Genomic DNA, 22,893 nt, shown 5'->3' with positions numbered 1-22,893 from the left:
TAGAAGAGGGTTCGGTCATGTCGCATGTCAGGATGCAGTCAGGCGACGTCAACGCTTTACTCAACTATAAGGCGATCGTCCGGTGGCTGAACCAGACGGTTATTGCCGTGATCGCCTAATAAGCGGACAAAGGGCGGTAATTGCGCAGGCGAAGCGCTTACTGAATTTTTCATTATTATCCAGCGTACGCCTTCTGAACAAGGAAATGTGGTCAGTGAGCCATTGAAGCGATAGTAATATTTATTATCTGGAATCAGTTCAGCGAGACTCAATGGTTTATTAAGCATTTTCTCTTGATTCACTTTAGAAGGAACATGCTTTTAAACCGCCTCAACAGCAGGTTTTGCTTGACCTGCTTCGAACATGACACTGATAACGGGCAATTGACCTTGCTCGCTTGCATAAAAAAATGCACTTCTAACGGGAGAGATTTACTCTGGATGCGCTTTTCACTTGCCGCATGGAAATGGAATGGGCGTAATGTAAAAGTCTCTCTATCTCATTTAATTGTGCCGCCACCTTTAATACAAACCTGAATAGTATGACCATTATTAACAATGTTTTTTTGGCATAATAGTCCAAATTCAGAGGATTCAGCGTGCCGTTAACCACGCTGATAATATCAACAGGCAACTGATTTACCGTGGTTTTACAGGTTCAATAAGCAGCACCTAAATCACCCTAATGCTCAGGGGAGTGAATATTATGGGCATAGGTTAACGGTGCCAGAACCAGTAATAGCGCAGCCATGCTCAATTTAAATTTCTTTTTTAATTGAATAAAAAACTGAGATTGCGGTGCCGGTTGATGGCCCTATAAATAGTGATGGCGCTGTACCTGTGCGGGGAGTTTAATGGAGAAATTGTAAGGAAACGCCCTGGAATTTATTACCAAGGCGTTTTGAAAAGGGTCTTATTATCACTGCTAACTGACTTGATAATGAGCCTAAATTATTAAGCGTTGCGTTTTACGCCGGTAATTCGACACCACTCTTCTTTAACGGCAACCGGATCCAAATCGAACTGCTCTATATAAGCTTCACACACACCTTCAGCTTGGCTTTCCAAAACACCCGATAAGCCCAAATGGCCTCCTTGTTTTGGCAGCACACTGATCAGTGGCGCTAATTCACGCAGCGGACCCGCAAGGATATTCGCGACCACAACGTCAGCCTGAAGATTCTCTGGCTGTTGATGCGGCAGATAAAGAGAAAGACGTTCAGAAACGCCATTACGCTCCGCATTATCGCGGCTGGCTTGAATCGCTTGCGGATCGATATCAACACCAATCGCCTGCGCTGCACCTAATTTCAAGGCAGCGATCGCCAGGATCCCTGAACCACAACCGAAATCGATCACAGTTTTACCGGTTAGATCCAATCCATCCAGCCAAGCCAGGCATAGCGCGGTTGTTGGGTGTGTTCCGGTGCCAAAAGCCAAACCGGGGTCAAGCATCACATTGACTGCGTTGGGATCCGGCACATCGCGCCAGCTTGGGCAAATCCACAAACGCTCGCCAAAACGCATTGGGTGGAAGTTCTCCATCCATTCACGTTCCCAGTCTTTATCTTCAATCTGTTCGATCTTGTGGCGGAAATCAGCTGCTAATACCGGATGTTGTGACAGCTCAGCGACTACCGCTTTCATATCCGTTTCTGCGTCAAACAAACCAATCACGTCGGTATCGCCCCACAGGCGCGTTTCGCCCGGTAACGGTTCGTAGACGGGTGTGTCATTGGTGTCCTGAAAAGTCACTGACACCGCGCCTGTTTCTATTAACGCATCGCTCAGCGTCTCCGCATGTTCACCTGCGCTATTAATTTTAATTTGAATCCACGGCATAATGTCTCTCTTAAATTCAGTGTTGTGGCGCATCAACCGGTTGCGGGACACGTCCAAATAGATTGCCGACTAAAAATGCCAGCAGACTTAAAAGCAGGGCAGGTACGATGGGATGAAATCCCCCTATTTGCCAGTTCAGGCTCGCCAGAAAAGCGTAGCAGCCGCCGCCTACCACCATACCGCTGATCGCGCCTGCGGCGTTGGCGCGCTCCCAATACAGACCCAGAACCAGAGGCCACAAGAACACCGCTTCCAGGCCACCAAAGGCCAGCAGATTGAGCCAGATGATCATATCGGGCGGATTCCAGGCAGCGACCAGCAGCAGAATACCGAGCACAAAAGTGATGGTGCCAGACAAGGCGCGCAGTCGCGCTTCATTTTCCATTTGGTGCGGCGCAACACGCAAATAAAGATCTTTTACCAGCGTCGCTGAAGCTTGTAACAGCTGTGCATTAATCGTCGACATGATGGCCGCCATGGGCGCTGCCAGAAAAAGTCCAGCGGCTAACGGTGGAAGCACAGTAATCATCAATGTTGGAATCACGCTATCGGGTACCGTGAGATTGGGCAAAACGGCCCGACCAAAGGCACCCGCCAGATGCATGCCAAGCATCAAGATCACCACTACGATGGTGCCAAGAATAATCGCACGATGTACTGCTTTGCTGTCTTTATAGGAGATACAGCGTACCGCGGTGTGCGGCAGGCCAATAACGCCAAAGCAGACCAGCACGGTAAACGACGTAAGAAAGGTGGGGTTAATAATATCGCCCGGCCCTTCTGGCGACAGCAGTTTAGGATCGATGGCATGAAGTTTTTCCACCGCTGCGTGTAAGCCACCCGCCTGATGAATAACAGCAAACAGCAGCAGAAAAGTACCAATCAGCATCACGACACCTTGCATAGCGTCGTTGAGTACACTGGCGCGAAAACCACCAAAAGCGGTATAGAGCGCAACGGTGCCGCCAAAAATGAGCAATCCAGTGTCATAAGGAATGCCGGCCGCTGTTTCGAGCAGGCGTGCACCACCAATAAACTGGACTGTCATCGCCCCAATAAAAGCAATAAGAAGGCTCAGGCTGGCTAACCAAATAAGCAGTGTGCTGCCATAACGCGCATAGAGCATGTCATTCAGGGTTACTGCGTTGTATCGTCGCGCCAGGATAGCGAATTTTTTGCCTAATACGCCTAACGAAAGCCATACCGCTGGAACTTGCACCATCGCCAGCAGCACCCAGCCTAAACCATATTTATAGGCTGCGCCGGGGCCACCAATAAATGAGCTGGCACTGATATACGTAGTCGTAATGGTCATCGCCAAGACAAAGCCGCCCATCGAGCGGTTACCGAGGAAATATTCAGTAAGGAAATTACCTTGGCGCTGTTTACGCGCGGCAAACACCGACAGAGCGGCGATCCCCACCAGGTAGGCTAATAAAGGAAGGACAATTTCAGTTTCCATTTTCATCCTCCAGCGACATATTGCGGAATATCAGCCGCACCATCAACCAGCATAAAAAAATGAACAGCAGCGGCGCAAAAACGCAGGAAAGTTCGAACCAGCGAGGCAAGCCAATAATGCCGATTTGATTACCGCCCAGCCAGGCAGATAAGCCCCAAACGACTAGCCAGGCCAGCGTCAAATATAGCGACCAGCGCGCTTCTTTATGTGCCTGTAAAAAGCGAGGATCCATCATTCACCCCAATCCCAGCGGCAAAAGAAAAAGGCCGGATTAACCGGCCTCTCATTGTCTCAGCGTTGCGTTTATTTATCGTGCAGGCCGAGTTTTTTCTCCAGATAGTGGATGTTGGTACCACCGTGCTGGAAGTTTTCGTCGGACATGATCTTCATCTGCAGCTCGACGTTAGTCTTGATGCCGTCAATGATCAGTTCCGCCAGCGCGTTTTTCATGCGCGCAATGGCCACGTCACGGGTTTCACCGTAAGTGATCAGTTTACCGATCATAGAATCGTAGTACGGCGGCACACTATAGCCAGCGTAGATGTGCGATTCCCAACGTACGCCAAAACCGCCCGGCGCGTGGAAGCGGGTAATTTTACCCGGACTCGGCAGGAAGGTATTGGGATCTTCGGCGTTGATTCGGCACTCAACTGCGTGACCGCGAATCTCTACGTCAGATTGCTTGATCGACAGCGGTTGACCGGCAGCGATACGCAGCTGCTCTTTGATTAGATCGACGCCAGTGATCATCTCGGTAACCGGATGCTCAACCTGAATACGGGTATTCATTTCAATGAAGTAGAATTCACCGTTTTCATACAGGAACTCGAAAGTACCTGCGCCACGATAGCCAATTTCGATACAGGCTTTAGAGCAGCGTTCGCCGATGAAGCTGCGCATTTCAGGCGTGATGCCCGGCGCTGGCGCTTCTTCAACGACTTTCTGGTGACGGCGCTGCATAGAGCAGTCGCGCTCGCCGAGATAGATGGCGTTGCCCTGACCATCGGCCAGTACCTGAATCTCGATGTGGCGCGGATTCTCCAGAAACTTCTCCATATAAACCATGTCATTGTTGAAAGCCGCTTTGGCTTCCGCTTTTGTCATGTTAATGGATTCTTCCAGATCTTTGTCACTGCGCACGACGCGCATGCCGCGACCGCCGCCGCCGCCGGAGGCTTTGATGATCACCGGATAGCCGATGCGCTTCGCGAAGGCACGGTTCTTTTCCATGTCGTCGGTCAGCGAACCGTCAGAGCCTGGTACGGTTGGCACGCCAGCTTTCTTCATCGCGTTGATAGCGGAGACTTTGTCTCCCATCAGGCGGATAGTGTCCGCTTTCGGGCCTATGAAGATAAAGCCTGAGCGTTCAACCTGCTCGGCAAAATCGGCGTTCTCAGAGAGGAAGCCGTAGCCGGGATGGATCGCCACGGCGCCGGTGATTTCCGCTGCGGAGATCAGGGCCGGGATGTTCAGGTAACTTTTGACCGACTGAGCCGGGCCGATACAGACGGTTTCGTCCGCCAGCAGCACGTGCTTGAGGTCACGATCCGCGCTAGAGTGCACCGCTACGGTCTTGATGCCCAGTTCTTTACAGGCACGCAGAATACGCAGCGCGATCTCACCACGGTTAGCAATTACAATTTTATCCAGCATGGTTCGCCTCGTTATTCGATGACGACCAGCGGCTCGTCGAATTCAACCGGTTGACCGCTTTCCACCAGGATCGCTTTCACCACACCAGACTTATCGGCTTCGATCTGGTTCATCATTTTCATGGCTTCAACGATGCACAGCGTATCGCCGGCATTCACTTTCTGACCCACTTCGATGAAGGCTTTGGCATCTGGGCTCGGGGTGCGGTAGAAAGTACCGACCATAGGAGAACGTACGATGTGGCCGCTGATTTCCGCTGGCGCGGCTTCCGCCACGGTAGCAACCGGTGCAATAGCGTTAGCCAGGGCAGGTTGCGGAGCAGGAACAGCATAAGCCTGCTGCATCATCGGATAACCAACATTTGCAGGTGCACGACTGATGCGAACGGACTCTTCGCCCTCGGAGATTTCCAGCTCGGAGATGCCAGACTCTTCAACCAGTTCGATCAGTTTTTTAATTTTACGAATATCCATGAGTGGGGTTCCGTACTCAGTTTGATTAATTTGTTTGAGACAGGCGTTTTACTGCCGTTTGTAAAGCCCATGCGTAGCCGTCAGCGCCAAGTCCACAAATCACGCCAGCAGAAACATCAGAAAGATAGGAATGATGACGGAAGGGCTCGCGAGCATGCACGTTTGAGAGATGCACTTCGATGAACGGAATATCTACCGCCAACAGTGCATCACGCAGTGCTACGCTGGTATGCGTAAACGCGGCAGGATTAATAATGATGTAATCCACATTGCCTTTGGCCTCATGAATGCGATCAATAAGCTGGAATTCAGCATTGGATTGCAAGTGGCTTAACGTCACATTCAATTGGTTTGCTTGCTGCGTCAGATCGGTGACAATCTGATTTAGCGTGGTGTGACCGTATTTCTCAGGCTCGCGCGTTCCCAGCAAATTAAGGTTGGGACCGTTTAAGAGCAGAATGTGTAATTTATGCGCCATCTTGCTGCCATCTCCCGCAATCATTGAGGCATCGCGTAAAATACCTTGCCTCTCTTCGTTTGTCACCCGTCAGGGTAAAAAAGAAGACATGGCTTGCAATAAAGCCGGGCATTATATCCGTTTCGTAGCATTTCGCAGCAAAATACTGGTCTTATCTGCGAAGATGATTGGACGTGGCCCAAGGGCCACATCTTTTATCAGAGAGTAGAGGCAGAAAACAACGCAGGAAGGGTTAAAAAGGCCACCATTTAATGAATTTTTTGTAACGCCACGCTAATAGCAGTGCAGCAATACCGGCATAAATCAACGGTTGGGGCGACACAGTTTTCACTGACCAGATGTAGTGAATTGGTGCCAATATGGCCACGATATAGATGCAGTTATGCAAAGTTTGCCAGCGTTTGCCGAGCTTGCGCTGCATACGTTGAAATGAAGTGACAGTAAGTGCCAGCAGTATCAACCAACAAATAATTCCCAGCGTAAGATAAGGACGGGAAATTAATTCGCTCCCCAACAAACGGAGATTATCGACGCCAAGTTCCAGCAGGTAATAGCTCAGTAAGTGAAGGCAGGCCCACACAAAGGTCCAGACGCCAAGCAGGCGGCGTGTGCGGATCAACAGCGGCTGTTTAGCGTAGCGAGTCAAGGGTGAGACCAACAGCGTTGCCAGCAGCAATTTAAGCGCCATACGGCCAGTAAAATGTTGGATATCCTTGGCTGGGTCAGCGCTCAATCCTCCCTGGCTGGCTGCCAGGAAAAGATAAACCAGCGGTAAAAATGCCACTAAATGCAGCACCACCTTTAGCCAGGTAATCTGCTTAATAGAAAGGCGCACTCAATAATTCTCCCGTAGATCGAATCCACGATAGAGCGAGGCGACTTGATCCGCATAACCATTAAACAACAGTGTTGGCTGACGCTCGACTTTCAAGGATCCGCCGGGACCAATAAAACGCTCGGTGGCCTGCGACCAGCGTGGATGATTTACATGCGGGTTCACATTGGCATAAAAGCCATATTCGTTGTTGGCGATCTGGTTCCAGGTTGTCGGTGGCTGCTCACGCGTTAACGTAATTTTGACGATCGATTTAATCCCTTTGAATCCATATTTCCACGGCACGGTCAGGCGAATTGGCGCACCGTTTTGAGGGGGCAACGCCTTGCCATAGACGCCAGTACTGAGAAGAGTCAGCGGATGCATGGCTTCATCTAAGCGTAATCCTTCAACATAGGGATAGTTCAGCCCGCCGCCAATAAACCGATCTTTTTGGCCCGGCATCTGGTCTGGTGCATAAAGTGTTTGAAAAGCGACAAAACGCGCATTGCTGGTGGGCTCCGCAAGACTAATGAGTTTGTTTAACTCAAAACCAACCCATGGAACGACCATCGACCAGGCTTCGACACAGCGCATGCGATAGATACGCTGCTCCATAGCAAAGCGTTTAAAAATCTCATCCATGTCTAACGTAATGGGTTTAGCCACTTCACCGTCTATCGTCAGTTTCCAGGGATCGGTTTTCAGTGTGCCAGCGTTAGCGGCAGGATCGGCCTTATCCAGGCCAAATTCATAGAAATTGTTATAACCCGACACTTTATCTTCTGGCGTTAATGTCAGATTATTTTGATATTGCTCTGGTTTACTGAAATCCAGGGGGCGGCCAGCCGGTGCTGCAGGACGATCGTTGCCTTTAAACCAACTGAGGATATCTGCATTCGCCATACTGGGTACGCTCATGGCCGCAGCACTCAAACCTAAAGTTTTCAAGACCTGACGGCGCTGCATATTAAAAATACTTTCAGGGGTAACGTCGTTTTCAGTCAGGCTTTTGGTTGTTTTCATGCTCTATTCTCCAGACTCGATTTTGTCTTCCAGCATGGCTAAAAACCCTGATGCTGGCGAATTTCGCCGCGAAAATGTGAAATTTCCTGGCAAGTCTTGCCAATCAGAATACACCGAAAAGTTTCGCGATAAAGTTCAGCGGTCATCTGCCGGCGGTATACTGATCGCTCACACATTGCAACGCTGCCGCCTGACGCAAATTATGCTATTTTGCTCGCGTTTTCATCGGCTCGGCGATGCCATACAGGAACGTGATCTGGTTATCACCGCAGTAATACAGGCACAGGGATGCGATTAACCACCAAACTATCCGCGTTTATTACATTTCTCAGCGTACTGGCGATGTTACTTATGCTGGTAGGCTGTGCTTTCAGCGTTTTTTGGCTGAGCCATCAGCGGGTTGAAAACAGAGTACAAGTGCTGGCGACCGAAGTGGATAAATCACTTTTTAACCAAACACCCGATCAACTCAACGGCTGGCTATCTCGCTTGATGCCGGTCATGAATGCCGAGCAACTCACCTTGCACAGCGGTAGTCACACGCTGCTCACACTCTCTCGCCACGAACATCAAATGATTGAAGATCAACCCAATCGTTTTATTCAATTTGATGTGCCATTAATGCACCAAACAGGCGTGAGTTTACGTGTCCTGATGCTCGATCCGGCGAAAACCTGGCTGCGTTCTATTACCGCGGCTTATACGCTTGGTGCCTTACTCTCCGTTGTGCTGGTGATGAGTCTACTGTTGTTCATTATGCATCGCTGGTTAACCCGACAATGGCGAGGCATGGAACATTTAGAAGTGCGTGCAGATGCAATTATTGAAGGTGAGCGCCAGATAATGCGCAACAGCCATATCGACGAGTGGCCACCCAAAGCCAGTCGTGCGCTGGACGTGCTGCTGACAGATTTACAGGAAGCGGGTGAGCAGCGGCTTCGCATCGATACCCTGATTCGCACATTTGCCGCTCAGGATGGCCGCACAGGTTTGAATAATCGTCTGTTTTTCGATAACCAGCTGGCTACGCTGCTTGAAGATCAGGAGGCTGTCGGCACGCACGGGGTGGTTATGATGGTGCGCCTGCCCGATTTCGATATCCTGAATGAAACACTGGGTCCCTCCTTAGTCGAAGAATATCTTTTCGATCTGGTCAACATGTTGTCGACTTTTGTGTTGCGCTATCCAGGCGCGCTGCTGGCCCGTTATTTCCGCAGTGATTTTGCCGTATTACTGCCGCATCGTAGCTTAAAAGAGGCGAATGGCATTGCCGATAAATTGATTAATGCTGTCGATTCGCTGCCACCCATGCGCATGGTGAATCGTGACGATCTGATACATATCGGTATCAGCGCCTGGCACAGCGGACAAAGCGTGCCGCAGGTAATGGAAAATGTCGAAATGGCGACACGGCGGGCAACGCTACTTGGCGGGAATAACTGGTCGAATGGCGAAGGCAATCCTCTTGATGCCGGGCGAGGTAGCGTGCGCTGGCGCACTTTATTGGAAAATACGCTGAGCCGCGGTGGGCCACGCTTATATCAAAAACCTGCAGTGAACAGAGAAGGCAAAGTGCAGCACCGGACAATGCTGACGCGCATCTTTGATGGCGATAAAGAGGTGCAAGCGGCAGAGTATATGCCGCTGGTACAGCAGCTCGGCATGGCAGAGGTTTGGGACCGCCAATTAGTGACGCGAATCGCGGCTTTATCAGAATGGTGGCCGGAAGAAACGCTGGTCATGCCCGTGAATATAGACTCTTTGTTACAGCGTTCTTTTGTGCTCTGGCTGCAGAATATGCTGCTGCAATGTCCAAAAGGACAAAGAAAACGATTTTTATTTGAACTTGCCGAGGCAGATGTATGTCAACACATCAACCGTTTAACGCCAGTTTTTCGTGCGTTAAAAGCTTTTGGTTGCCGGATTGCGGTAAGCCAGGCTGGATTGACGGTGGTAAGCAGCGCCTATATCAAGCAATTACCGGTGGAATTGATCAAGCTTGATCCCGGCTTAGTTCGCAACATTGAGCACCGAACTGAAAACCAGCTTTTTGTGCAGAATTTGATGGAAGTGTGTAAATCGACGCAGACCCAAGTTTTTGCCACAGGCGTACGAACGCGCGCCGAATGGCAAACGCTGGTGGGCTTAGGTGTAGCAGGGGGGCAAGGCGACCTATTTGCGCCATCTCAACCGGTAAACAGTAACGTTAAAAAGTATTCTCAACGTTATCGTATTTAGCCCATTGCGCCGCTTTATAGGCTTTACACTCGCTTTTTTGCCAATGAACCTAACGCAGAGTCCAGAATATCTGGCCGGAAATGTTAAAGTTTATGTCGAAGCTCTTCTGAAACATTGCAGCTAAAAGCGGCTAACAGGGCGTCATTTCGCCATTCCGCTGGTGCAGAAGCCTCGTACAGATAACTTAAACGCAATTTGGCGTGTTTTTTCACCGAAGCAGAACGTTTTTGCGCCTTGTGGCAGCTTCGTGTGGTTGGTAAAGTAAGCGGATTTTATTTTCCGCCCCCAGCTTGCAGGATTATCCCTTAGTATGTTTAAAAAATTTCGTGGCATGTTTTCCAATGACTTGTCCATTGACCTGGGTACCGCGAATACCCTGATTTATGTGAAAGGACAAGGCATCGTGCTGAACGAGCCCTCCGTGGTTGCTATCCGCCAGGATCGAGCCGGTTCACCGAAAAGTGTTGCGGCCGTCGGTCATGACGCAAAACAGATGCTTGGCCGTACGCCAGGTAATATCGCAGCCATTCGCCCGATGAAAGACGGCGTTATCGCTGATTTCTTCGTCACCGAAAAAATGCTGCAACACTTTATTAAACAAGTGCATAGCAACAGCTTTATGCGTCCCAGCCCACGCGTGCTGGTCTGCGTGCCGGTGGGGGCGACGCAGGTAGAACGTCGTGCCATCCGCGAATCTGCTCAAGGTGCTGGTGCGCGTGAAGTGTTCCTGATTGAAGAGCCAATGGCTGCGGCAATCGGTGCTGGCCTGCCTGTCTCTGAAGCAACCGGTTCAATGGTGGTTGATATCGGTGGCGGTACGACAGAAGTGGCTGTGATCTCCCTGAACGGTGTGGTTTATTCCTCTTCCGTGCGCATCGGTGGTGACCGCTTCGATGAAGCTATTATTAATTATGTGCGTCGTAACTACGGTTCATTGATTGGTGAAGCGACCGCAGAACGTATCAAGCATGAGATCGGTTCAGCCTATCCGGGCGATGAAGTGCGTGAAATTGAAGTGCGTGGTCGTAACCTTGCTGAAGGTGTACCGCGCGGCTTTACGCTGAACTCCAATGAAATTCTTGAAGCGTTGCAAGAGCCACTGACCGGTATCGTTAGTGCGGTAATGGTTGCGTTGGAACAATGTCCGCCAGAACTGGCGTCTGATATTTCCGAACGCGGCATGGTATTGACTGGCGGTGGTGCGTTGCTGCGTAATTTGGATCGTCTGCTGATGGAAGAAACCGGTATTCCGGTGGTTGTCGCAGAAGATCCATTAACTTGCGTAGCACGCGGCGGCGGTAAAGCACTGGAAATGATCGACATGCATGGCGGCGATCTGTTCAGCGAAGAATAATCGCCTCAACCGGCTGAGACCGTGAATTATCATGCGCAGGGAATAGCGTGTAAACCGGCGCGGCACGCGTCGGTTAGATACGTCCAGCCCAAGGGAGTACGGTCATTACCGTGCTTCCTTACCTGTTGTCGAGGAACACGCAGATTATATGAAGCCGATTTTTAGCAGGGGGCCTTCCCTGCAGTTGCGTCTTTTTTTGGCGGTGATTGTGGCAATAGCTATCATTATTGCCGACAGCCGTGTGAGTTCATTCAATCAAATACGCAACTATCTGGATACGTCGGTCAGTCCGTTTTACTTTCTGGCTAACGGGCCACGCCAGCTTTTAGACGGCGTGTCAGAAACGCTGGCATCGCGTCAGCAGCTTGAGCTGGAAAACAAAGCCTTACGTCGCGAACTCTTCCTGAAAAATAGTGACCTGTTAATGCTGGGGCAATATAAGCAGGAAAACGCACGTCTGCGTGAACTGTTGGGTTCACCGCTACGTCAGGATGAGCAAAAAATGGTGACGCAGGTGATCTCCACCGGCACCGATCCTTATACCGATCAAGTGGTCATCGACAAAGGCAGTGTTAACGGTGTTTATGAAGGTCAGCCCGTTATCAGTGATAAAGGCGTAGTAGGGCAAGTGATTGCCGTAGGGCAAGTCTCCAGCCGCGTGTTGCTGATTTGTGATGCATCGCATGCGTTACCTATCCAGGTGTTGCGTAACGATATTCGTGTTATTGCGGCCGGAAATGGCTGCACCGAAGATCTGCAACTTGAGCATCTGCCAGGTAATACTGATATCCGTGTAGGTGATGTGTTAGTCACATCAGGATTAGGCGGGCGCTTCCCGGAAGGTTATCCGGTTGGTGTGGTCTCTTCCGTGAAAGTGGATACGCAACGTGCTTACACTGTGATTCAGGCGCGTCCAGCCGCAGGTTTGCAGCGTCTGCGCTATTTGCTGCTGCTGTGGGGAGCCGATCGCAATGGGGATATGCCTATGGCGCCGGCAGATGTCCATCGTGTTGCTAACGAACGATTGATGCAGATGATGCCGCAAGTTTTACCGCCTGCGGGAGAAATGGGTCCACCGGCACCTGCTGTGCAGATGGGACCTCCAGCACCAACGCGTAACGAAGGCAACACACAAGGTACGCCAGCCCGCTCACGCGGAGGTCAGCCTTGAGTCGATATCGCAGCCAGGGACGTTGGGTTATCTGGCTGTCTTTTCTGGTTGCTCTCATCTTGCAAATCATGCCATGGCCGGACCAGCTCTATATGTTCCGGCCTTCATGGCTTTTGTTAATTCTCATCTATTGGGTTTTAGCGCTACCGCATCGGGTAAACGTAGGTAGTGGATTTTTGATGGGTGCAATCATGGATTTGATTGCCGGTTCGACGCTCGGTGTACGCGCGTTAGCGCTAAGCATCATCGCCTACCTTGTAGCCTTTAAATTCCAGCTTTTCCGTAACTTAGCGTTGTGGCAGCAGGCGTTAATGGTTATGGTGCTGTCGCTGGCGATGGATGTGATTGTATTCTGGGCGGAATTCTTAGTGATCAACGTCTCATTTCGACCCGAGATTTTCTGGAGCAGTGTCGTCGACGGTATTCTCTGGCCTTGGCTATTCTTATTAATGAGAAAGATTCGTCGTCAGTTCGCTGTTCAATAAGGAAATTTATGGTATCCCTTTATTTGGCTTCCGGTTCACCGCGTCGGCGTGAGCTGTTGACTCAGCTTGGCCTCACATTTGAACGTCTCATTACCGATGTAGAAGAGCAGCGTCAGCCGAATGAAGCGGCTGATGCCTATGTTCGCCGTCTGGCGAATGACAAAGCTCGCGCGGGCGTTATGTTGGCTGAGCATGATTTACCCGTGCTGGGCGCGGACACGATCGTGGTGTTAAACGGCGAAGTGCTCGAAAAACCGCGCAACGCAGAACATGCGGCAGAAATGCTGGGCAAACTTTCAGGGCAAACGCATCAAGTGATGACCGCCGTCGCGCTGGTTGATCGTCAGCAAGCGCTGGATTGTCTGGTTACAACTGATGTCACGTTTCGAAACTTAACCGCATCAGATATTCGCGAGTACATTACGACCGGCGAGCCGATGGATAAAGCCGGGGCATACGGCATTCAGGGCATAGGTGGAAACTTTGTCCGCAAAATCAATGGAAGCTATCACGCGGTTGTCGGATTACCTTTGGTTGAGACAGGAGAGTTATTCAGCCATTTTCAGTCACTGCGTGCCTTAAGGGGACAACAATGACGGCTGAACTGCTGGTAAACGTCACGCCATCCGAAACGCGCGTCGCTTATATTGACGGCGGCATTCTGCAGGAAATCCATATCGAGCGCGAAGCGCGCCGCGGTATCGTTGGTAATATCTATAAAGGACGCGTTAGTCGCGTATTGCCTGGCATGCAGGCCGCTTTTGTCGATATTGGATTGGAAAAAGCAGCCTTCTTACATGCTTCCGATATCATGCCGCACACCGAATGCGTAGCCGGCGATGAGAAAAAGAATTTTATCGTACGCGATATTGCTGAACTGGTACGTCCTGGCCAGGATCTGATGGTGCAAGTGGTGAAAGATCCGCTGGGCACCAAAGGTGCACGTCTGACTACTGATATCACACTGCCGTCGCGTTATCTGGTGTTCATGCCTGGTGCGTCGCATGTAGGTGTCTCACAACGCATTGAAAGCGAAAGCGAGCGCGAACGGCTGAAAGCTGTAGTGGCTGATTATTGTGACGATCTCGGTGGCTTCATTATTCGTACTGCTGCAGAAGGCATCGGCAACGAAGAGCTGGCGCAAGACGCCGCCTTTTTAAAACGTTTGTGGACCAAAGTCAGCGAGCGTAAAAAGCGCAACCAAACACGCTGCCTGCTTTACGGTGAGCTGGCGCTGGCGCAGCGTATTTTGCGTGATTTCACGGATGCCGCGTTGGATCGCATTCGTGTTGATTCACGTCTGACCTGCGATTTGCTGTTGGAATTTACCAGCGAATATATTCCAGAAATGGCCCGTAAGTTGGAGCTCTACAACGGCAAACAGCCAATCTTCGATCTGTTTGACGTAGAGAATGAGATTCAGCGTTCACTGGATCGCAAGGTCGAGTTGAAGTCTGGCGGTTATCTGATCATCGATCAAACCGAAGCGATGACCACCATTGACATTAATACCGGTGCCTTTGTCGGCCATCGTAATCTCGACGAAACCATTTTTAATACCAATGTAGAGGCAACGCAGGCTATTGCTCGCCAGCTGCGGCTGCGTAATCTCGGCGGCATCATCATCATCGACTTTATTGATATGAGTAATGAAGATCATCGCCGCCGCGTTCTACATTCGCTGGAAAGTGCGCTAAATAAAGACCGGGTGAAGACCGGCATCAGCGGTTTCTCCGCGTTGGGGCTGGTGGAGATGACGCGTAAGCGCACGCGCGAAAGCATTGAACACGTACTCTGTGAAGATTGCCCGGTGTGCAAAGGGCGAGGCACCTTGAAAACCGTCGAAACCGTCTGCTACGAAGTCATGCGTGAGATAGTCCGCGTTCACCATGCTTACGACGCCGATCGTTTCCTGGTCTACGTCTCGCCAACCGTCGGTGAAGCTTTAAAAACCGATGAGTCACATGCATTGGCCGAGGTGGAAATTTTCGTCGGGAAACAGGTTAAGGTGCATGTCGAAGCGCTTTACACTCAAGAGCAGTTTGATGTTGTGATGATGTAGCGTCTTGCTAACGCTGGCCCGACCAAGTTGGTCGGGCTAAAAAAGCGCCCATGTTTGGGTTAAAATGCACATTCATACCGCTTATTTTTGTCTGATGACGGTTGGGTATGAGAATGAATCCTCCGTCATTCGCGGAAGGCAAGGAGAAGTGTGAGTGAGGCAGTTGCCGAGGATCTTGTTACTGCTGGTCGCGACAGTCATCGTGATTGTCGCGCTGCTTGTCAGTGGGCTGCGTCTGGCGATGCCGCATCTCGACAGCTATCGCAGTAACATTTTGCAGTTTGCTTCCAATGCCAGCGGCATGCCGATAAAGGCGAGCAAGCTGCAGGGCAAATGGGAGAACTTCGGCCCAACGCTGGAAATTCACGACCTCAACGTAGAAATGAAGGACAGCGACAAGCTGACCATTGCCCGGGTTAATCTGGCGCTGGATGTGTGGCAATCTTTGCTGCATTGGCGCTGGCAGTTCCGCGATCTGACCTTCTGGCAGCTGCATCTCGACAGCAACCGCCCGCTGCTGGCGAGTGATGAACAGAAAAATAGCTTCAAGCCAGCCCAAATCAACGAACTCTTTTTGCGCCAGTTTGATCACTTCGATCTGCGCGACAGCTCAATACGCTTTCTCACCCCTTCAGGCCAACACGCCGAACTGGCGATCCCTAAGCTCACCTGGGTAAACGAAAAAACGCGTCACCGCGCCGAAGGTGAAGTCAGTCTTTCCAGTTTTACCGGCCAACATGGCGTGGTGCAGGTGCGCCTCAATCTCAACGATAGCGAAGGTTTACTTAACGACGGGCGCATCTGGATGCAGGCGGACGACGTAGATGTACGGCCATGGTTAGGACGCTGGATGCGCGATAACACGCGTCTCGACAGCGCGCGCTTTAGCCTTGCGGCATGGGTTAATTTGCGTGAAGGCGAAATCTATGCAGGTGATTTATTGTTGCGCAAAGGCGGCGCGCGCTGGCAGGGCGAGGGGGGGCCGCATCAGCTGCAGGTTGATGGCCTGACTGCACATCTTTCACGTTATCAAAATGGCTGGGCGGTGAATGTGCCGCAAACCAAACTCAGCACCGATGGTATAGCCTGGCCCGCGGGACATTTCGCGTTGCTGTGGCGACCTGAAGACAAACAATTGCTGGGAGCGAATCAGCAGGCTGAAGTGCGCGTCCGTGCGACGCAGTTAAATTTAGAGCACATTGCGCCGCTGGTGCCGCTTTTTGCGCCGTTATCGCCAGCCTTGTTCGATAACTGGCGCGCCGTGCGACCGCAAGGCACCATTGAAGGGCTGGCACTGGATATCCCGTTACAGCAGCCAGAAAATACCCGCATGCAGGTAAAATGGCGCGATTTTAGCTGGCAACACTGGAAGCTGTTGCCAGGGATCAGCAAGCTGAACGGTGAAGCACGCGGCAGCCTGGTGAATGGTCAAGTGAAAGTGGATATGGGCCGTGCCGATGTGCCGTATGGCGACATGTTCCAGGCTCCGCTGGAAATTGATCAAATCACGGGGTCAATGAGCTGGCTACGTGATGATCATGGATTGACCCTGGATGGCAAAGATCTCGACGTACAGGCACGTTCGCTCTGGGCGCGCGGCGGTTTCCGTTATCAACAGAACAGGGGCAGCGAGCCACGCCTGGATATTCTTGCTGGCATTAACCTGACCAATGCCGGAGATGCATGGCGCTATTTCCCGGTTCCGCTGATGGGGCATAACTTAACCCATTATCTCAGCGGTGCGATTAAAGGCGGCAAGGTGGACAATGCCACGCTGCTGTTTGCCGGTAATCCCAAACTGTTCCCGTTCAAACATAACGATGGCATGTTCCAGGTTTGGGTGCCGCTGCGTCAGGCAACGTATGCTTTCCAGCCTAAATGGCCAGCTATCAATAATCTCGACATCGATCTCAACTTCATCAATGACGGTTTGTGGATGAATGCGCCAGCCGCAAAGCTGGGCGACGTTAATGTTCGCAATATCAGCGCTATTATTCCTGATTATCTCAAAGAGAAGCTGATTATTGATGGCGACGTAAGCGGCGAGGGCAGCCAAATTGCTGATTACTTCCAGCAAACGCCGTTGAAAAGCTCTTTGGGCGCGGCATTAGAGCAGTTACAGATTGGCGGCAATACACGCGGCCACCTTAATCTGGATATCCCGCTGAATGGCAAACTGGTGCATGCCAGCGGTAACGTGGTAATGAATAATAACTCGCTACATATCAAGCCGCTCAACACGACATTGACCAACCTGACGGGCCGATTCCGTTACAACAACGGTAATTTAGACAGTGAGGAAATGCAGGCGAACTGGTTTGGTCAGCCGCTGGGCGTCACTTTCAGCACCAAAGAAAATCCCGACGATTTTGGTGTGAACGTCAAACTGTTGGGCGACTGGCAGCCGGGCAAAATCACGCAAATCCCACAGCAATTTCGTAGCCAGCTCGGCGGTCATTTGCCATGGCAAGGCAATGTTGATATTACGCTGCCGCATAAAGGCGGCGCACGTTATGAGATTGGGATTAAAGGCGAAGCGAAAGAAGTAAGTAGTCGCTTACCTGAGCCGCTGGATAAAAAAGGCGGCGAAGCGATGCCGATCACTATCAAAGCCAGCGGTGATCTGAAGCGTTTTGAACTCAGTGGCAGCATTGATGAGCGCCATCGCTTTAACAGCCGGTGGTTGCTGGAACCGCAGTTGCGCGTTGATCGCGGCATCTGGCTGAATGATGCGAAACGTACACCCGCGCTGCCTGAAAACACCGGCATGGTGTTGAACTTACCGGCGCTGGATGGCGAAGCCTGGACGGCGTTGATGGCCGGTAGCAGCGACGGTAATGGCGGCACTAAAACGACGCAAAGTGCGCGACAAGTTGGCGGTGCGACTATTCCTGGCAACATCATTCTACGTAGCCCAGCGGTCAAGCTGGCGGGACAGCAGTGGCATGATATTGATGCGACGCTGGCAGAAAATGCCAACGGTAATACGCAGGTTTCAGTAAAAGGTAAAGAAATCCAAGGGCAACTGGCCATATCACCTTCTGCGCCATGGCAGATTGCACTCGATTACCTTTATTACAATCCACAGTGGGGTGATAGTCAGGCGAAAAGCGCGTCACCGTTGTCGCAGCAATCCAGCCAAATTAATTTCAGTGGCTGGCCGGCGTTACAACTTCGCTGCAGCGAGTGCTGGTTAATGGGCCAAAAATATGGCCGCATGCAGGCCACGTTGCAACCTAAAGGTGATACGTTAGCGCTTACTAACGGTTCAGTGGATACGGGTAGCTCAAAACTCAACATTCAGGGTGAATGGGTAAACCGACCTAACGACCAGCGCACTTCACTAAAAGGCACCCTGAAAGGCCAAAACATCAATAATGCGACCAACTGGTTTGGGATGAACACGCCGCTGCGCGACGCACCGTTTAACATCGATTACGATCTGCACTGGCGTTCAGCGCCGTGGCAGCCTTCAGAGAAAACGCTGAGCGGCACGTTAAAAACGCATTTCGGCAAAGGCCAAATCGCTGATGTGAATACCGGTACCGCCGGACAAATTCTGCGGCTGTTCAGCTTTGACGCGCTGCTACGCAAGCTCCGCTTTGATTTCAATGACACCTTCAATCAGGGATTCTATTTCGATTCAATTAATGGCACCGCATGGATTGAAAATGGCGTGATGAGAACGGATAACCTGCTGGTGGACGGGCTTGAAGCGGACATTGCCATGCAAGGCAAGATGGATTTAGTGCAGCGTCGCATTGATATGGAAGCGGTGGTTGCGCCGGAAATTTCCGCCTCGGTCGGCGTTGCGGCGGCATTTGTCGTGAATCCGGTGGTGGGTGCCGCAGTATTTGCCGCCAGTAAGGTATTGGGACCACTGTGGAACAAAATATCGCTGCTGCGTTATCACATCAGCGGACCGCTGGATAAACCGGAAATCAATGAAGTGCTGCGCAAACCGCGTGAAAACGGCACCAAGTGAATTTGACGCCGTACCGGAATTGCCGCAGGCTATGATTATCCGAGCACATAATGAGTGAGAAACGATGACTCTGAACCTGGTAAGTGAGCAGTTGCTAACTGCTAACAGCATTAATCAGCAGGACCTTTTTTCCCTGTTAGGGCAGCTTTCAGAACGTCGTCTGGATTATGCCGATCTCTATTTTCAGTCCAGTTTCCACGAATCCTGGGTGCTGGAAGACAAAATCATTAAAGATGGCTCCTACCATATTGATCAAGGTGTTGGCGTGCGCGCGGTTAGCGGTGAGAAAACCGGTTTCGCCTATGCTGACCAAATCACTTTGAATGCGCTGCGTCTGTCGTCTGAAGCAGCACGCAGTATCGTGCGTGAGCAAGGTGATGGCAAAGCGCATACGCTGTCAGCGGTGATAAACCGCTCGCTCTATGCACCGACTAATCCGTTGGATAGTCTGACGCGTGAAGACAAAATTGCACTGCTGCACCGTGTTGACCAGGTTGCGCGTGCTGCCGATGCGCGCGTGCAGGAAGTCAGCGCCAGCCTGAGCGGTGTTTATGAGCAAGTGCTGGTGGCCGCAACCGACGGTACGCTGGCGGCGGATGTCCGTCCGCTGGTTCGTCTTTCTATCAGTGTTCAGGTGGAAGACAACGGCAAGCGCGAGCGTGGCTCAAGCGGTGGCGGTGGCCGCACAGGTTATGAATTTTTCCTCGCCGATGAAAACGGTGACGTACGTGCTGATGCCTGGGCACGTGAAGCGGTACGCATGGCGTTAGTTAATCTTTCTGCCGTCGCCGCGCCTGCTGGCACCTTGCCGGTGGTGTTGGGCGCAGGCTGGCCGGGCGTGCTGTTACACGAAGCTGTTGGACATGGTCTGGAAGGTGATTTCAACCGCCGCGGTACGTCTGTGTTCAGCGGTAAAATGGGGCAACTGGTCGCCTCCGATCTCTGTACCGTGGTTGATGACGGCACGATTGATGGCCTGCGCGGTTCGCTGGCAATTGACGATGAAGGTGTGCCTGGCCAATACAATGTGCTGATCGAAAACGGCGTGCTGAAAGGTTACATGCAGGACAAGCTCAATGCGCGTTTAATGGGTGTGAAGCCAACCGGCAATGGTCGACGTGAATCCTATGCGCATCTGCCTATGCCGCGTATGACAAACACCTACATGCTGGCGGGTAAATCTACCCCGCAAGAGATCATCGAAAGCGTTGAGTACGGCTTGTATGCGCCAAACTTCGGTGGTGGTCAGGTCGATATCACGTCCGGGAAATTTGTGTTCTCAACGTCGGAAGCCTATCTGATTGAAAAGGGTAAAGTGACTAAACCGGTGAAAGGCGCGACGCTGATCGGTTCTGGCATTGAAGCTATGCAGCAGATTTCCATGGTCGGTAATGATCTGGCACTGGATAAAGGTGTTGGCGTTTGCGGTAAAGAAGGCCAAAGCCTGCCGGTTGGCGTAGGTCAGCCCACGTTGAAACTCGACAAACTCACCATCGGCGGCACCGCCTGATGTGTTAAAAACAACCCGCCACCCGGCGGGTTGTTAGCTTTTACGGTGCTGCTGATACTGCTCGGCGACCTGTTCAAAATACTCTGTCAGATAATCGATACAGACCTGTACTTTAAGCGGCAGTTTATCTTTTTCGGTATATAACGCATAAACCGGACGCGGATCGGATTGATACTGCGGAAATAAAATATCGATCTCGCCTGCTTTAATCTCTTCAATCACCCACATCATTGGCACGTAAGCGATGCCATTGCCCGCTTTTAACCAGCGAATCAACGTCAGTGAATCATTAGTGACGAAACGTCCCTGCGGTGATAACCGCGTAACCAAACCTTCCGGGGCGATTAACTCGAAATTGTTGTCAGGCCGCACGCTGTATTCCAGCCAGGCAAAGTTATCGATATCGCTGGGTTTTTCCGGCGTTCCCTGCTGCGCCAGATAACTTTTTGCTGCACAGACCACCATTGGCATAGCGCCAAGGCGGCGGGAGAACAGGCTGGAATCTTTCAATGCACCGACACGAATCACTAAGTCCAGCCCATCCGCTATTAAGTCTGGCGCGGGAATACCGGTGACCAAATTAACGCTAAGCCCGGGATATTCACGCAGCATATCGCTGGTCATGCCGGCGAGAACGTTCTGCGCCATGGTGGATGAACTGCCGATGCGCAGTACACCAATGGGCGTATTATTGAAGGCATAAAGCTGCTCATGAACCTGCATCGCTTCTGCCAGCATACGGCGACAGCCTTGATAATAAATTTTTCCTGCTTCAGTCAGTCCAATACTGCGCGTGCTGCGATTAAGAAGTTTAACCTGCAGCTCATCTTCCAGTTTCGCAACAATTTGACTGATAGACGAAACGCTAAGATGAAGTTGACGTGCAGCGGCGGTAAAAGAACCCATTTCAACCACTTTGGCGAAAATGGACATGCCTTTTAGTCGTTCCATTGTTTACTCTGGCTAAAAAGTGATTTAGATCACATTCGGTAGAAAACGTATAGTCAAGCGCGTTACTATATGCGCGCCGGGGTATTACCCGGTGATTCTTCATTGCCTGATATCACCCGATGATACGCTATTATTAAGCCATCCGTGGTTCGGATGTGGTGTTCAGCTGTTTGTTATCTTCGATAACATTAATGGGTTCAATTAGGCAACGGATTATCCCGGCAAGGTCGAACTAAGGATTTCTGATGAGTGTGCTTCCGGTATTTGTCATGTTTGGGCTCTCTTTTCCGCCCGTTTTCATTGAACTGATTATTTCACTGATGCTGTTCTGGTTGGTGAAGCGTGTGCTGACGCCCAGCGGTATTTACGATCTTGTCTGGCATCCGGCACTTTTTAATACAGCACTTTACTGCTGTGTGTTTTACCTTGTATCCCGTCTATTTGTCTGAGGTTTAAGTGAAAACGCTCATAAGAAAAATCGCGCGTTACGCGATTACCATTCTGTTAGTCATCATCGCAGTCATCATCATTTTTCGCGCTTGGGTGTTTTACACCGAATCGCCGTGGACGCGTGATGCCAAATTCTCAGCCGATATCGTAGCGATCTCACCCGATGTCACTGGTTTGATCACAGATGTCCCGATTCACGACAACCAGTTAGTGAAGAAGGGTGACACGCTGTTTGTGGTGGATCGCCCGCGCTATCAAAAGGCGTTGGATCAATCCCAGGCGGATGTTGAGTATTATCAGGCGTTGGTCAGCGAAAAACGCCGTGAAGCTGGACGACGTAATCAGCTGGGCACTTCTGCGATGTCGCGTGAAGCGATTGATCAAGCCAACAACGATCTGCAAACCAGCGAGCATCAGTTAGCGAAATCCATTGCTACGCGCGATCTGGCGAAAATTGATCTCGACCGCACCACGATCAAGGCACCGTCTGACGGTTGGGTAACCAACCTTAACGTTTTTGAAGGTGAATACATCACGCGCGGCTCAGTCGCGGTGGCGCTGGTGCAGCAACATTCGTTCTATGTGCTGGCATATCTGGAAGAGACCAAGCTGCACGGCGTTCAGCAAGGTTTCCGCGCAGAAGTCACACCTTTAGGCAGTAACGTGGTGTTACGCGGCACGGTAGACAGCGTTGCCGCGGGTGTGACAAACAGCAGCAGTTCGGTAGATACCAAAGGTATGGCAACCGTGGATTCAAATCTTGAATGGGTACGTTTGGCACAACGTGTGCCGGTACGTATTCGTCTCGATCAGCAGCCCGGTAATCGCTTCCCGGCGGGCACCACCGCAACAGTGGTTATCACCGGAAAAGAGGATCGCCAACATACCAATGCCTCGCCGATGAGCAAGCTGTTCAATCGCCTGCGTGAGTTCGGTTAAG

20 protein-coding genes are annotated in these 22,893 nt (G+C 51.2%); 10 read left to right on the top strand and 10 right to left on the bottom strand.

The features are described from left to right. Window positions 1-56: 56 nt before the first annotated feature. The 9 genes from SC127_RS07030 to msrP all read right to left on the bottom strand — a co-directional run bounded on the left by SC127_RS07030 (window position 57) and on the right by msrP (window position 7,747). The gene (locus tag SC127_RS07030) at window positions 57-287 is read right to left on the bottom strand and encodes a carbonic anhydrase family protein (protein WP_252515341.1); all 231 of its coding nucleotides are present in this window, start codon (window positions 285-287) and stop codon (window positions 57-59) included. Window positions 288-953: 666 nt separating this feature from the next. Beyond that, entirely contained in the window at window positions 954-1,841 is an 888-nt protein-coding gene (prmA, locus tag SC127_RS07025; protein WP_243078828.1) for a 50S ribosomal protein L11 methyltransferase, read from the bottom strand. A 16-nt stretch (window positions 1,842-1,857) separates the two neighbouring features. Next, on the bottom strand, window positions 1,858-3,303 hold the full coding sequence (gene panF, locus SC127_RS07020) for a sodium/pantothenate symporter (RefSeq protein WP_332625849.1): 1,446 nt from the start codon (window positions 3,301-3,303) through the stop codon (window positions 1,858-1,860). Next, window positions 3,293-3,535, bottom strand: coding sequence for a YhdT family protein (locus SC127_RS07015; RefSeq protein WP_243079094.1), 243 nt, complete (start codon window positions 3,533-3,535; stop codon window positions 3,293-3,295). The genes panF and SC127_RS07015 overlap by 11 nt, the downstream gene beginning before the upstream one ends. Window positions 3,536-3,606: 71 nt before the next feature. After that, entirely contained in the window at window positions 3,607-4,956 is a 1,350-nt protein-coding gene (gene accC, locus SC127_RS07010) for an acetyl-CoA carboxylase biotin carboxylase subunit (protein WP_243078830.1), read from the bottom strand. Window positions 4,957-4,967: 11 nt separating this feature from the next. Beyond that, window positions 4,968-5,429, bottom strand: coding sequence for an acetyl-CoA carboxylase biotin carboxyl carrier protein (accB, locus tag SC127_RS07005; RefSeq protein WP_215845449.1), 462 nt, complete (start codon window positions 5,427-5,429; stop codon window positions 4,968-4,970). Between the two features lie 25 nt (window positions 5,430-5,454). Next, on the bottom strand, window positions 5,455-5,907 hold the full coding sequence (gene aroQ, locus SC127_RS07000) for a type II 3-dehydroquinate dehydratase (protein WP_215845450.1): 453 nt from the start codon (window positions 5,905-5,907) through the stop codon (window positions 5,455-5,457). A 232-nt stretch (window positions 5,908-6,139) separates the two neighbouring features. After that, window positions 6,140-6,742: a protein-methionine-sulfoxide reductase heme-binding subunit MsrQ gene (gene msrQ, locus SC127_RS06995; RefSeq protein ID WP_215845451.1), complete on the bottom strand. Its 603-nt coding sequence runs from the start codon at window positions 6,740-6,742 to the stop codon at window positions 6,140-6,142. Then, the gene (gene msrP / locus SC127_RS06990; RefSeq protein ID WP_332625847.1) at window positions 6,743-7,747 is read right to left on the bottom strand and encodes a protein-methionine-sulfoxide reductase catalytic subunit MsrP; all 1,005 of its coding nucleotides are present in this window, start codon (window positions 7,745-7,747) and stop codon (window positions 6,743-6,745) included. It abuts the gene before it with no gap. Window positions 7,748-8,035: 288 nt separating this feature from the next. Between msrP and csrD the strand changes: the two genes are divergently transcribed. From csrD to tldD, 8 genes are all read left to right on the top strand, one after another. After that, a complete protein-coding gene (gene csrD / locus SC127_RS06985; protein WP_243078833.1) occupies window positions 8,036-9,985 on the top strand; it encodes an RNase E specificity factor CsrD in 1,950 nt (649 codons plus the stop codon). A gap of 310 nt (window positions 9,986-10,295) precedes the next feature. Then, entirely contained in the window at window positions 10,296-11,339 is a 1,044-nt protein-coding gene (gene mreB, locus SC127_RS06980) for a rod shape-determining protein MreB (protein ID WP_003855260.1), read from the top strand. A gap of 148 nt (window positions 11,340-11,487) precedes the next feature. Further along, window positions 11,488-12,510, top strand: a complete 1,023-nt coding sequence (gene mreC, locus SC127_RS06975; RefSeq protein WP_243078834.1) for a rod shape-determining protein MreC — start codon at window positions 11,488-11,490, stop codon at window positions 12,508-12,510. Further along, on the top strand, window positions 12,507-12,995 hold the full coding sequence (gene mreD / locus SC127_RS06970; RefSeq protein WP_215845453.1) for a rod shape-determining protein MreD: 489 nt from the start codon (window positions 12,507-12,509) through the stop codon (window positions 12,993-12,995). The genes mreC and mreD overlap by 4 nt, the downstream gene beginning before the upstream one ends. An 8-nt stretch (window positions 12,996-13,003) precedes the next feature. After that, the gene (locus SC127_RS06965) at window positions 13,004-13,591 is read left to right on the top strand and encodes a Maf family protein (protein WP_215845454.1); all 588 of its coding nucleotides are present in this window, start codon (window positions 13,004-13,006) and stop codon (window positions 13,589-13,591) included. Beyond that, the gene (gene rng / locus SC127_RS06960) at window positions 13,588-15,057 is read left to right on the top strand and encodes a ribonuclease G (RefSeq protein ID WP_215845455.1); all 1,470 of its coding nucleotides are present in this window, start codon (window positions 13,588-13,590) and stop codon (window positions 15,055-15,057) included. Before SC127_RS06965 ends, rng begins: the two co-directional genes overlap by 4 nt. Window positions 15,058-15,211: 154 nt before the next feature. Continuing rightward, window positions 15,212-19,042 carry an AsmA2 domain-containing protein YhdP gene (yhdP, locus tag SC127_RS06955; protein WP_332625846.1) on the top strand — a complete coding sequence of 1,277 codons (3,831 nt, stop codon included), beginning with the start codon at window positions 15,212-15,214 and terminating at the stop codon, window positions 19,040-19,042. Between the two features lie 64 nt (window positions 19,043-19,106). Further along, a complete protein-coding gene (gene tldD / locus SC127_RS06950; RefSeq protein WP_215845456.1) occupies window positions 19,107-20,552 on the top strand; it encodes a metalloprotease TldD in 1,446 nt (481 codons plus the stop codon). Window positions 20,553-20,585: 33 nt separating this feature from the next. On the opposite strand, the gene aaeR is transcribed toward tldD, so the two are convergent. After that, window positions 20,586-21,503 carry an HTH-type transcriptional activator AaeR gene (gene aaeR / locus SC127_RS06945; RefSeq protein WP_215845457.1) on the bottom strand — a complete coding sequence of 306 codons (918 nt, stop codon included), beginning with the start codon at window positions 21,501-21,503 and terminating at the stop codon, window positions 20,586-20,588. A gap of 245 nt (window positions 21,504-21,748) precedes the next feature. Here aaeR and aaeX point away from each other — a divergent pair, with 245 nt between their 5' ends. Further along, the gene (aaeX, locus tag SC127_RS06940; RefSeq protein ID WP_031375118.1) at window positions 21,749-21,952 is read left to right on the top strand and encodes a p-hydroxybenzoic acid efflux pump operon protein AaeX; all 204 of its coding nucleotides are present in this window, start codon (window positions 21,749-21,751) and stop codon (window positions 21,950-21,952) included. Between the two features lie 7 nt (window positions 21,953-21,959). Then, entirely contained in the window at window positions 21,960-22,892 is a 933-nt protein-coding gene (gene aaeA / locus SC127_RS06935; protein ID WP_215845458.1) for a p-hydroxybenzoic acid efflux pump subunit AaeA, read from the top strand. The last annotated feature ends 1 nt before the right edge of the window (window position 22,893 follow it).

This window comes from Pantoea sp. T14, from assembly GCF_036663535.1.
Lineage (GTDB): Bacteria > Pseudomonadota > Gammaproteobacteria > Enterobacterales > Enterobacteriaceae > Pantoea > Pantoea phytostimulans.
This window is presented reverse-complemented; position numbering and strand designations above follow the sequence as displayed.

Coding starts and splice junctions, on each gene's coding strand:
- msrP (WP_332625847.1), bottom strand. CDS start 7,747: ATGAAAACAACCAAAAGCCTGACTGAAAACGACGTTACCCCTGAAAGT.
- tldD (WP_215845456.1), top strand. CDS start 19,107: ATGACTCTGAACCTGGTAAGTGAGCAGTTGCTAACTGCTAACAGCATT.
- aroQ (WP_215845450.1), bottom strand. CDS start 5,907: ATGGCGCATAAATTACACATTCTGCTCTTAAACGGTCCCAACCTTAAT.
- SC127_RS06965 (WP_215845454.1), top strand. CDS start 13,004: ATGGTATCCCTTTATTTGGCTTCCGGTTCACCGCGTCGGCGTGAGCTG.
- aaeX (WP_031375118.1), top strand. CDS start 21,749: ATGAGTGTGCTTCCGGTATTTGTCATGTTTGGGCTCTCTTTTCCGCCC.
- accB (WP_215845449.1), bottom strand. CDS start 5,429: ATGGATATTCGTAAAATTAAAAAACTGATCGAACTGGTTGAAGAGTCT.
- mreB (WP_003855260.1), top strand. CDS start 10,296: ATGTTTAAAAAATTTCGTGGCATGTTTTCCAATGACTTGTCCATTGAC.
- panF (WP_332625849.1), bottom strand. CDS start 3,303: ATGGAAACTGAAATTGTCCTTCCTTTATTAGCCTACCTGGTGGGGATC.
- rng (WP_215845455.1), top strand. CDS start 13,588: ATGACGGCTGAACTGCTGGTAAACGTCACGCCATCCGAAACGCGCGTC.
- accC (WP_243078830.1), bottom strand. CDS start 4,956: ATGCTGGATAAAATTGTAATTGCTAACCGTGGTGAGATCGCGCTGCGT.
- SC127_RS07015 (WP_243079094.1), bottom strand. CDS start 3,535: ATGGATCCTCGCTTTTTACAGGCACATAAAGAAGCGCGCTGGTCGCTA.
- prmA (WP_243078828.1), bottom strand. CDS start 1,841: ATGCCGTGGATTCAAATTAAAATTAATAGCGCAGGTGAACATGCGGAG.
- csrD (WP_243078833.1), top strand. CDS start 8,036: ATGCGATTAACCACCAAACTATCCGCGTTTATTACATTTCTCAGCGTA.
- SC127_RS07030 (WP_252515341.1), bottom strand. CDS start 287: ATGCTTAATAAACCATTGAGTCTCGCTGAACTGATTCCAGATAATAAA.
- mreC (WP_243078834.1), top strand. CDS start 11,488: ATGAAGCCGATTTTTAGCAGGGGGCCTTCCCTGCAGTTGCGTCTTTTT.
- aaeR (WP_215845457.1), bottom strand. CDS start 21,503: ATGGAACGACTAAAAGGCATGTCCATTTTCGCCAAAGTGGTTGAAATG.